Genomic DNA, 10,163 nt, shown 5'->3' with positions numbered 1-10,163 from the left:
TCTCAACCGTGCGGCACCGGACGAAAGTCACGAAGGGGCCAGGTTCCAAGGCCGCCGGTCTGGCGATGGCCTTCAAGCTCATCGAAGCTGCACAAGACCGATGGCGCGCTGTCAACGCACCCCACCTGGTCGCGCTCGTCCGCACCGGAGCCCACTTCGTCAACGGGAAGCTGGTCGAACGGCCTGAGGAGCACGCCCCACCATCAGCCGCCTAAAAGATCTTGATCCACAGGTATTGACAATAGCTCCGCCACCGACCTGCGCAGCTCGTCGAGGTAGACCCGGTGTTCGTCGTCCATACCGCCAGACTGCCATGGCGAAGGACGAGGGCGTGGAATTCTGTCGACATACGAAGCTGATTTAGGCTGCTTTTTCTGGATGATTTAGTCGAACTGTGAGGCGGGGGCCAACCTAGTCAGGCACTCCACCGCGACTAGGTGCCCGAAGACGAGTTCGTCCGTTCTGTGTACCGCTGGGTTACCGATCGGCTACGGTAATCGACGGGCTGCCCAGTGGGTGGGTAGCTTGACCTGGAACTGTGCAGCCCAGTGGGTGGGCGGCACGAACCTGGGTTGAACGGTGTTATCAGAGGGGCGAGGCATGGCTTGGCTTGGCGACGTCGGATTCTTCATCAAAGATGCTGGCGAGGCGGTGAGTACTGACGCCAGCGCCTTCGCTCCGGGCATGACCGGTCCGGCTCCTACCCAGGGTTTCAGCCTCAACCGCGATGAGGCTCAGAACATGCTTACGCAGGCGAAGGCCACCCGTGACGACCTGCGAGCGTTGACGCCGGACGCTGAGAAGCTGACGAAGATGAAGCCTCCGGCCGACGAGATAGCCAGCAACGCGTACAACGCGGCCTACATCGGTGCCGGAGGGAGTCCTGGCGCGGGAGGTTACGGCGCAGGGCACATACAGAAGGAGTACGCGTACATGGTGGAGTTGATCGAGCGGTTAGAGCGCGCACTCGGCATCACCGAGGACACCGATCAGCAAGCTGGCTCCGCTGTCAAAGCCGTCTCCACCGATACGGGGCTCGCATGATGACCCGCCGCACGATGGCAGTCCTCTGTGGCGCGGCTGCTATGGCCGTACTGACGACCGCTTGCAGCCACAGTTCGGCCACGCCGCCTCCGACCTCAGCCAACAACACGTCGACTTCAGCAACGTCCAGCGGGTTGCCGCACAGCGGTGCCCCCAAGGTCGAACATCCATTGCCCGCGTCTGTTGTATCCGGTACGCCCTGCGACGGACTGACCTCGCAGCAGCTGACGCAGATCCTGACGACCGTCCCGCCGACGAGGCCGAACACGGACGCAGCGGGTCCGTCGTGCACGTGGATCAACAGCGATAAGAACTCCCTTGTTTCTCTTGCGTACGACACGCAAGACCACACGGGGTTGAGCGGCTTCTACGAAAACACCAAGCCGCAGGCGACCGTGTGGAAGCCGCTTCCGGACATCCAGGGTTTTCCGGCCGTGGCCCACGTGACACCAAGCGGCGGATCTCCCACGGACTTTTGCCAAGTCAGCATCGGTATCGCCGATGACATCTCCGTTGACGTGTCGATCGGCCTGAGCGACGCGAAGAAGGGCAAGGCCGACCCCTGCGAGGTTACGGCTCAGGTGTCGGACATGGTTGTGACGAACCTTCGTCAGAAGGCGGGTTCCTGATGGGGTTCCTGGACGTTGTCGGCGACGTGGCCGGCGCAATCGGAGACGGCGTCGGCGACGCCGCGAGCTGGGTAGGCGACCGGGCCAGCGACGTCGGCTCGGCGGTCGGTGACTTCTTCTCCGGAAACGTTGGAACGCAAGCGCAAGCGGCACCGGACTTCGTGCCGAAGATCCTGGCGAGTTCGGGAGCCCCCGATTGGCACGATGGCGCGCAGACCGCGACGAGCCTGGCCAGCGCCCACAACAACATCAGCGCTCAGGTGCAGAAGATGAGCGCTGGGCTTGAGTCGGTGTGGACTGGCAGTGGTTCAGAGGCGGCCCAAGCGAAAATCAAACCGTTGGCTGACGTCGCCAACGCAGCTTCTCAGACGTTCACATCGAACGCGCAGAATCTCTCCGGTCTTGCGCACGGTTTTGAGAGCATGAAGCAGTCGTTGACACCAATGCCGCCGACGCCGCCGCAGAAGAACTTCGGTGACGTGGCCTCGCCCTGGGACACCGACACTGAGAAGCAGATCAATCAGTACAACCAAGACGCGCAGCAGAACGTCGCCCGGTACAGCGCGTACTCCCAGCAGGCGCAGGCCGCCGGGCAAGCGCTGAAAGTCGACTACGGCCAGATCGACACCTTCAACGGCGGAAATATCAGCCTCGTGAAGCCACCAACGCCGCCACCATCAAAGAAGGTTCCGCCGGATTCGCGGGTGCATTCGCTGTCGAACGGCAAGGACTCGTCCGTCAGCGGCCCGGGGCAGCCGACGCACAACCCGGGGCAGACTCAGGAGACACCGCCGCCGGGACCGCCCTCGCAGCAGCAGCACGTTCCCGTCAGCCAGACGGGGTTGCCGTCGGGTAGCCAGACCGACGGAACCCACTCCTCCAGCTACACGCCACCACCGACATCGACAACCGACCCCGGCTTCACCTCGCCACCGTACGGTTCGTCCGGTGGCGCCGGAGGCAACTCGTCTTCCGGTGGACTCGGCTCGTCATTGATGGGCGGCGCGTTCGGACCGGGCGGAGGCAGCTTCAGCGGAGGCTCTGGGGGTGGTGCCGGCTCGGGCGGTAGCAGCAGCTCGATCGGTTCCCGGCTGAACGGCGCGGGTAACTCCAGCGGCGCAGGAGCCACCGGAGAAGGCGCACCGGGGCGCGCGTCCGCGGGCTCAGGTGCTTCAACCGGTGCTGCTGGAAGCCGCGGAGCGTCGGGCATGGGCGGCGCTGGCGGGAAGGGAAAGGGCGAAGAAGACGCCGAGCACCAGCGCAAGTACGGGCTCGATGACGATTCGGCGTTCTCCCTCGTCGACGAGAACGGCGATCCCCTCGTCGATCCGAACACCGGCATGTCCGTCGCTCCGCCAACCCTCGGTGGTTGAGCGGGTGGCGGTGATCGAGAAGGCGGTGCGTGTACCGCGCCTGGCGTTGCTGACGGCGTGGGAGTGGGAAGGACTCGGTGAGCCTCACCCTGTCCTTGGCACGAACAACTACTACATGACCGACGAGTTCCGGGCCGACCTCCAGCGACGGACTCATGAGACCCTCACCAGGCTGGGGCTGGCGTCGGACGGCGTTCTCACTCCGCGTTTCCGAACGACGTTGACGACGCTGGCGAGAGCTGATCGACAGTACTACTCGTGGACCAACTTCCCACGCCGCAGTGATGATGACGGGGCGATCCTGGTCGCCGCGCTCGGTCGGGACGCGGTGCGGCTGATCACCGACGACACTGTTGTTCAGCTTGATCCGGTGTCGACGGACGGGCTTCCGGGCCATTTCCTTGACGCGCTCCCAGCGGCGCCAGCGGCGGGCCTGAGGCCGATGTGGGTCCCGAAAGCCACCTTCGACGGCGTTGACGACGGCTCTCAGGCAAGGCCGCTCGTCGACAACTCGGCGCGCAACAGCGACCTGATGCGGCTGCGTGAGCTGATGCGCGCTGACCGGGATGCCGTGCACCAGATCTACGCGGCGAAACGGGACCCGTCCGGAAACCGCGTGCGGAGCTTGCCGCTCAGCGCCATCGACCTCACCGGGCAGGGGCGAATCCTGACCTACGTCAACGACGACGGCGACGGCCTACAGCAGATCAACGTCTTCCCGGGGAACCGGCGAAACATGCTCAGCACCCTCGACGCGACGATTGACGGCCTGTAGCTCCGGCGCGTGTTGTGTCCGGCTCGCATGACTCCAGGCAGGCGCGGCGACGGGTGCGTCGCCGCGCCTGCCGGAAGCCGTCCGGCGGCCTCGTGTGGGTTGGCCGCTGAGGGGCGCGACCACGAGACGACCGACGTTTAGGAGCCATCCGGAGCTCGGGCGGTTGGGACAGGTGGCCCTGAACCCGTCCCAGCGCTGGAACGGGTCGGGATGGGTCAGAAAGCGGCTTCCACCAGGCAGGACAGTGGTGGGACGGGTGGGACGGCTAGCCATTTGCCCGTCCCACCCCTTCGATATTCGGGCTTCGAGGATGGGAATGCTCTGTCGTTGATCGACGGAACCCGTCCAGCCCGACCTCCCGATTCAAAGACGGCCGCAGTCGAGGGTCCGAGCGAGGGCGGCGCGGGAGGAAATGATTTCTGCGGCGCGAGAGACTACGGATGCGAGCGCTGCGAGGTGGTTGGCGAACCGTTCGCACCCCAGCAGCGTGATCCGCGACTGCGACGACAACCCTTCGCGGCGTGTCTCGACGTACCCGGCCCTTCGCAGTTGCGCGAGGTGCGGGGAGATGCCAGCCGACGTCATCCCGACCGTGTTCTGGATCTCGGCGGACTCGCACCACTCCATCCCTGCCAGCAGGCTCGCGATGAACAAGCGATCCGGGTGCAACAGCACGCGATCGAGATCCCAGCAGTTGGCCGGGACCGTTCGATGCTTGGCCACTACGAGCTGCCTGCCAGTTCGTCATCTGGGCGCGGCATGTCCCGTAGGCACATCTCGCACGGCATCCCGCGCGGGACGTCGAGTAGCTCAAGCTCGGTCGGTCCGAATTCGGCGCCGCAGAACGCGGTGACTCGCGTCGGGACCGCCCCGCCCGGCGGGAACGGAAATACGTGGACCATCCGGCGGGTCTCGCCGACGGTGCCTGGCAAGGGGCGCGCGATGAACAGGCGCAAGCTCACCGGTCACCCCGTAGTGCGTGGCGTCCGGCGGACACGGGCGCGGTCGGGACGCTGCCCGCGTCCGCCGGAATTCCGGTCCGGCCATCCCGTCCAACGGGCGTTGGACGTCGAGACGGGATAGCCGGGGTCTGTTTATGTCCGAGCAGGCGGCTCCAACGGCCGCGTTTGTGGTGGTGGGTCGGCTGCCCGAGTCGCTGTACAGGCGTGCGCAGAGTGACTCGGGCGTCCAGGTAGGCGCGGCAGCGATCGCAGGGCGGGCCAGGCGGGAGCAACATCGAGCCGGCCAGCACCAGATGCCCGCAGATCGACTTGTACCGACCGGCGCTGTGTTCCGTTCGGCCTCGAGCAAACTCCTCATCGGTCACGGCGTGGTCGTGCCCGTCGAGACCGCAGCGATACCAGCTCAGGTACAGGCCGGCGACCTGCCCCGGGCGGAATCTGTCGCCCATTCGTTTCTCCTCGTCTGCTGGGCTGACCAGCCGCCCGTGACCTGTGAAACAATGAAATCAGCTTCTCCTGTCGGCTTATTTCAGCGACAGGTCATGAGGGGGCCACAGCGGGGACATTTCGGCGGTCGAGTGGCACAGGGAGATGGGCATGGTGACCAGGGATGCGCGCGAGCCGCGCACGGTGCTTGAGCTGAAGATCTGGGAGCGGAACCAGACGCTCGATGAGTTCGTCGACGACGCCGAGCGGTTCGCCCGCACGTTCGGCGAGGCTGGAACCGTCAGTGAGCGACACCTGAAACGTCTCGTCGCTGGCCGTAGACCAGACGGCTCGCCCGTCGGCCGCCCCCGCCCGGCGACAGCAAGGCTGTTGGAAAGGATCTTTGGTATCGGCGTTGACGAACTTCTCTCGTCGCCGGCCGCGACGCGCCTGCCCGACGGTGGCGAGCACGAGCTACGACAGATGCTCAGCGCCGCGCGGCGCGTCAATTCGACCGTCTTGAACCTTCTCCAGGACCAGCTCACCGCGGTGCGTCGACTCGATCGACAGTTGGGAGCCGTGACCGCCCACGACGAGGTGGCAACCAAAATCCAGCAGGTCACCCGCTTGCTGTCACACAGCCTGGCGCCCGGTATCCGCGAACAGCTTGCCGCGATACTCGCAGAGCTGGGCACCCTTGCCGGATGGCAAGCGCTCGACCTGGGAAACGTGTCTGAGTCCTGGCAGCGTTACGAGCGGGCCAAAGGTGCCGCAAGCGAGTCCGGCCAGGTTGCCTTTGAAGCACACACCACCGCTGAACAGGCATTCGTGCTGCTTGATCTTGGCGAGACGAACTCTGCCGTTGAGCTCCTTGAAGCCACGGAGAAACGAGCTGCTCGGGTCACCGGTCGTCTGCTGCGTTCCTGGCTTGCCGCTGCACACGGTGAAGCGCTCTCCGCAGACGGGAAGCGTTCAGGCAGCTTGCGCGCGTTCGATCGCGCTGCGTCGCTGCTGCCGTCGGATCCGTCCAGTGTGGACGGTCCGTACGTCGCGCTTGATCCGGTACACCTTGCGCGGTGGCGCGGCCACGCGCTCGCCCGCGTTGGCGAGCCGGAAGCGGTTGCCGTGCTCGCGTCCGCGCTGAACCGGCTTGATCCCACCTTTACCCGGGCTGAAACCGGGCTGCGTGTCGACCTGGCTGCCGCATTCACGGCGATGGGCGAGCACGACGAGGCTCGCGTGCACGTCATCCGGGCACGCACCCTGGCTGCTGAGATCGGGTCCGTTCGCCAGCAGCGACGGCTCAAGCAGCTACAGGAAAGGGGCTAGTTCCGCAGGTGGCTCCTCGACGAACCGCGTCCCCCGAAAGTCTGTGGTCATCCCCGCAGTCACGACATCCTCTTTCGCCGGTGGCGCGGTGAACTTTGTCGAACCGAAGTTAGCCGAGTTGATGAACGTCGCTGAGCTGAAGTTCACGTAGCGACTGAACGAGGCCGAGTCAAAGTTGGCGGAGCCGGTGAACGTCGCCGAGTCGAAGCTGGCGCCGCCGGGGAACTTTGCCGAGCCAAAGTTGGCGGAGCCGGTGAACGTCGCCGAGTCGAAGCTGGCGCCGCCGGGGAACTCTGCCGAGCCGAAGTTGGCGTAGCTGGTGAACGTCGCTGCCTCGAAGTCGGCGTAGTCGATGAAGGTCGATAAGTCGAAGTCGGCGTAGTTGGTGAACTTTGCCGAGATGAAGTCGGCGTCGCTGGTGAACGTCGCCGAGTCGAAGTTGGCGCCGCCAATGAACGTCGCCAAGTCGAAGGTCACAGCGCGAGCCGTGCAGCTGGTAAGGGTGAAGTTGATGAGTACAGCGCCGGCGAGGTCGAGGTTCATCTCGGCCCAGAACGTGTCCACCGGGCTCTCGGGATTGGCGCCAGGGGTGAGGTGCTCTGTGAGTAGGCGTTGGGCGGTGAGCCGGACTTCGCGCTCTTGGACCTGGTCGCGGTAGTCCTCTCGCACGTCCTTCTTCTCGTCGACCGTAGGCGGTTCATCGGGTGGTGTGAACGGCATCCGTAGGTAGGCGCACCAGACGTTCACGATTGTCTGGCGCTGGGTTCTGTTGTCCTGAGCGACGCGTTCGAGCGCGTACAGGCCACCCAGTCGGACCGGGGCTTTGTCAGATCCCAACTGCTCGACGGCCTTCAGATAGAGCTCAGTGATCCGGCGGGCAGTCGCATCGGCCCGGGCCTCACCGGCGACCTGCTGTTGAAGGAAGAGCGAGCGCTCGCGGTTGTCCAGGTCAGCTTCGGTGGAGTGCTGACGGCGCCAAGCCAGATACAGCGCGACGACCCCGCCACTGCCGACGCCGATGCTGAGCCCGATCTTCAGCGCGTCCAGCCGCGCTGTCACTAGATCAGCGCCGTTGAGTCCGGCGGTGGCCGGCCACCACAGTCCCACCACCGCTGCCGCGGTCAGTGTGGCGATCACGATCGCGGTCACCCACATCGCGCCCGGCGTCAGCTGCCGTAACCGCACCACCTCAACAGACGCAGGGCCGACCGGAACTCCGTCGACGGGCTGGCGCGGGATGTTGTCACTCATGACCGGCAAATGTAGTTGCAACGGCACTGCGAACGTTCGTGGTCACGGCATTAGGCTGCTCCCTGTGGCTGACGAGCATGGGTCGTGGAAGACGTTCGGTGAACGGCTGGTCTACGACAACAAGTGGGTCAAGGTCGGGTTGACCGACGTGGAAGCGCCGAACGGGGAGCGCTGGGAGTACCACGTGGTGCACCTGGCACGCATCGCCATAGCGCTGATCGTGAACGACCAGGACGAAGCACTCATGCTCTGGCGCTACCGGTTCGCCACCGAGCAGTGGGGCTACGAGCTGCTGGGAGGCATGGTCGACGAGGGTGAGAACTCCGCCGGGACGGCCGCGCGCGAGGCAGCCGAGGAGAGCGGGTGGCAGCCGGTAGGCACCCCGGAACGCCTGGTGACCTTCGAGCCGTTGCCGGGACAGGTCACCGCACCGGTCGACGTGTACTTGTGGCGCGCTGCCGAGCACATCGGCGACCCCACCGACACCGAGGAAGCCGGGCGCGTCGAGTGGGTGCCACTGTCGCGGGTCAACGAGCTTGCTCAGCGTCAAGAGCTACTCGGCTCGGGGACGCTGGTCTCTTTGCTCTACTACCTGAACTCACGCCGAACGTGAGTCGCCCGGCAGTACGAGCCGTTCAAGCCTCCGGCGCATACGCACTGAACCGACTTGCGAGATGATCCGGCGCGCTTGGTTCGCATAGGTCTGGGCCGCTTCCCGATCATCGGCAGCGCTGTAGGCAAGCGCAAGGTCTACGAGGGTTGCCGCGCGGGCGCGCACGAACGATGACGACTGCATCCCGTCGAGCAAGCTTTCGAGCTGATCGATGGCCTCGGCCGCGCCGAGATGAACGAGCGCGTTGCCGCGCCACCGGTCCAAGTGGCTTCCGCCGAGGAAGAGAAACGGCAACGCGGGGTGCACGACTTCGGATGGTCGCAGAGTGTCGGCCTCGTCGAACGACCTGAGTGCGTCGCCGCGTTGCCCGGCGACGGCGTATCCCTCTCCCTGGGCGGCAGCGAGCCATGCTCTGAGTAGGCGCGGCGCGCGTTCGCCGATCTCGCGGGCCTCCGCGAACAGGGCGAGCGCGTCACTCGTGTTGCCCATGTCGACGAGCACGAACGCTTGCTCTGCGGTCGCGTGCGCGAGCAGCGCGAGGGAGCCGGATTCCAGGGCGGCCGACTTGGCGCGTTCGTAGTGGGTCCAGGCTTGATCGAGCGCGCCAATGTCGAGTGAGGTCCACCCGGCCAGCGTCGATGCCTCGGTGAGCACGCCGGCGAGCGGTGCGCGTTCCCGGCGCAGCAGTGTGTGGCGTAGGTGGCCCTCGATGTCGGTGATCTGTCCGCGAAGGCGTTCGAGCCGCGTGGCGGCACCGAAGCGGCGGTCGGCGTGGCGGACGCCGTCGACCTCGTTGCGGAACATCGCGATCGTCGCGGCGTCGACTCGGCGCGCGATGATGAGTCGCTCGGCCAGTTCGGAACCGGATGTATCGATCGGTTCCATCTCCGTGGGGAGCCCGAGATCGTCGTTCGTACGGCCGTAGATCTCGCGGAGGATGGCGCGCATTGGCGGGTGGGTGTCACCTTCCCGTTTTCCCACCGCGATATCTGAGCCTTACGGCTCGCGATCGGCAACACCGCCAGACTGAATCCCGGGCACCGGTCATTGATGGCTTTGGCTAGCTTCTCCTGCCCCCAACCGATAGCTACCCGGGCCGCTTGCAAGCGGCTTCTTTCTGTCATCGCCACACCGCCGCAGAGGGTGTTCTACCTGCGGAAATAACATGAGATAACACGGGGTGTGTCATCTGTTGCCCGCTGCCGCCGGGCCGCAAATGGGCGTTTCTTGGTGTCATGACAAACGGCAAGAACGACCACCGCCCGGCCCAGCGGCCGCGCGGATCACGGGAACTCGGCTACTCGCCCGGCCCACGGTCACGGTGCATCAGCACAGCGAGGTCCGCCTTCAGCTCGGCGAGCTGATCGGTGATCGTGCCGAGGCGTTCTTCAATGACAGCAAGGCGTGCGCCGTTGGCGTCGTCGAGGTCTTCCCGTGGCCGGCCCAGGGCTGGCGGTATCCGGCCGAGCAGCACGGCGTGCAGGTGCTGGGCGTGAAAACCGAGGGCCAGCGCGAGCGCTTCAAGGGTGCGGTCACTGCGCTTGCGTTCCACGGTGTGGTTTTGGATTTCGCGGACGATCGCCTGCGAAACCTGCGAGCGTTCCGCCAGTTCGCGTTGACGCCAACCGAGCTCGTTCACGCGCTCGTTGATGGCCTTCGCGACCGCCGCCCAGTCTTCCGACACCCATTCCTCCGTGGTCCGCCTCAGCGCCGACATTAGCGCTCTACCGATTCCGCGGGGCGCCTATCGCCACCGCGTCG

General features: G+C 65.5%; 12 protein-coding genes and 1 pseudogene. 7 read left to right on the top strand and 6 right to left on the bottom strand.

The annotated features are described in order from the left end of the window. The 5 genes and pseudogenes from JWQ81_RS43080 to JWQ81_RS43060 all read left to right on the top strand — a co-directional run. Positions 1–215, top strand: a pseudogene (locus JWQ81_RS43080) (IS256 family transposase); the annotation flags it as partial. Between the two features lie 385 nt (positions 216–600). After that, the gene (locus tag JWQ81_RS43075; RefSeq protein ID WP_297551344.1) at positions 601–1,044 is read left to right on the top strand and encodes a hypothetical protein; all 444 of its coding nucleotides are present in this window, start codon (positions 601–603) and stop codon (positions 1,042–1,044) included. Further along, the gene (locus JWQ81_RS43070) at positions 1,041–1,673 is read left to right on the top strand and encodes a DUF3558 domain-containing protein (RefSeq protein WP_297551342.1); all 633 of its coding nucleotides are present in this window, start codon (positions 1,041–1,043) and stop codon (positions 1,671–1,673) included. The genes JWQ81_RS43075 and JWQ81_RS43070 overlap by 4 nt, the downstream gene beginning before the upstream one ends. Beyond that, complete coding sequence (locus JWQ81_RS43065; RefSeq protein WP_297551341.1) at positions 1,673–3,046, top strand: hypothetical protein; 1,374 nt, start codon at positions 1,673–1,675, stop codon at positions 3,044–3,046. The genes JWQ81_RS43070 and JWQ81_RS43065 overlap by 1 nt, the downstream gene beginning before the upstream one ends. Before the next feature lie 4 nt (positions 3,047–3,050). Then, on the top strand, positions 3,051–3,821 hold the full coding sequence (locus JWQ81_RS43060) for an ESX secretion-associated protein EspG (protein ID WP_297551339.1): 771 nt from the start codon (positions 3,051–3,053) through the stop codon (positions 3,819–3,821). A gap of 363 nt (positions 3,822–4,184) precedes the next feature. On the opposite strand, the gene JWQ81_RS43055 is transcribed toward JWQ81_RS43060, so the two are convergent. The 3 genes from JWQ81_RS43055 to JWQ81_RS43045 are packed head-to-tail and all read right to left on the bottom strand — an operon-like array spanning position 4,185 to position 5,232. Then, the gene (locus tag JWQ81_RS43055; protein WP_297551337.1) at positions 4,185–4,544 is read right to left on the bottom strand and encodes a transcriptional regulator; all 360 of its coding nucleotides are present in this window, start codon (positions 4,542–4,544) and stop codon (positions 4,185–4,187) included. Then, positions 4,544–4,783, bottom strand: coding sequence for a hypothetical protein (locus JWQ81_RS43050; protein ID WP_297551335.1), 240 nt, complete (start codon positions 4,781–4,783; stop codon positions 4,544–4,546). Before JWQ81_RS43050 ends, JWQ81_RS43055 begins: the two co-directional genes overlap by 1 nt. Then, positions 4,780–5,232, bottom strand: a complete 453-nt coding sequence (locus JWQ81_RS43045) for a hypothetical protein (protein WP_297551333.1) — start codon at positions 5,230–5,232, stop codon at positions 4,780–4,782. The genes JWQ81_RS43050 and JWQ81_RS43045 overlap by 4 nt, the downstream gene beginning before the upstream one ends. Before the next feature lie 148 nt (positions 5,233–5,380). Between JWQ81_RS43045 and JWQ81_RS43040 the strand changes: the two genes are divergently transcribed. Next, positions 5,381–6,538 (top strand): hypothetical protein, encoded by a 1,158-nt coding sequence (locus JWQ81_RS43040; RefSeq protein WP_297551331.1) that lies wholly within the window; start codon positions 5,381–5,383, stop codon positions 6,536–6,538. Here the strand turns inward: JWQ81_RS43040 and JWQ81_RS43035 are convergent. Beyond that, entirely contained in the window at positions 6,521–7,789 is a 1,269-nt protein-coding gene (locus JWQ81_RS43035) for a pentapeptide repeat-containing protein (protein ID WP_297551329.1), read from the bottom strand. The genes JWQ81_RS43040 and JWQ81_RS43035 overlap by 18 nt on opposite strands. Before the next feature lie 64 nt (positions 7,790–7,853). Here JWQ81_RS43035 and JWQ81_RS43030 point away from each other — a divergent pair, with 64 nt between their 5' ends. Continuing rightward, on the top strand, positions 7,854–8,402 hold the full coding sequence (locus JWQ81_RS43030) for an NUDIX hydrolase (RefSeq protein ID WP_297551327.1): 549 nt from the start codon (positions 7,854–7,856) through the stop codon (positions 8,400–8,402). On the opposite strand, the gene JWQ81_RS43025 is transcribed toward JWQ81_RS43030, so the two are convergent. Then, positions 8,388–9,350, bottom strand: a complete 963-nt coding sequence (locus tag JWQ81_RS43025; RefSeq protein ID WP_297551326.1) for a tetratricopeptide repeat protein — start codon at positions 9,348–9,350, stop codon at positions 8,388–8,390. The two genes, JWQ81_RS43030 and JWQ81_RS43025, sit on opposite strands and share 15 nt — an antisense overlap. A 349-nt stretch (positions 9,351–9,699) precedes the next feature. After that, on the bottom strand, positions 9,700–10,086 hold the full coding sequence (locus JWQ81_RS43020; RefSeq protein ID WP_297551324.1) for an XRE family transcriptional regulator: 387 nt from the start codon (positions 10,084–10,086) through the stop codon (positions 9,700–9,702). Between the last annotated feature and the right edge of the window lie 77 nt (positions 10,087–10,163).

This window comes from Amycolatopsis sp. (assembly GCF_025464955.1).
Taxonomy (GTDB): domain Bacteria; phylum Actinomycetota; class Actinomycetes; order Mycobacteriales; family Pseudonocardiaceae; genus Amycolatopsis.
The sequence above is the reverse complement of the archived record's forward strand: the minus strand, read 5'-3'. Positions and strand labels throughout refer to the sequence as shown.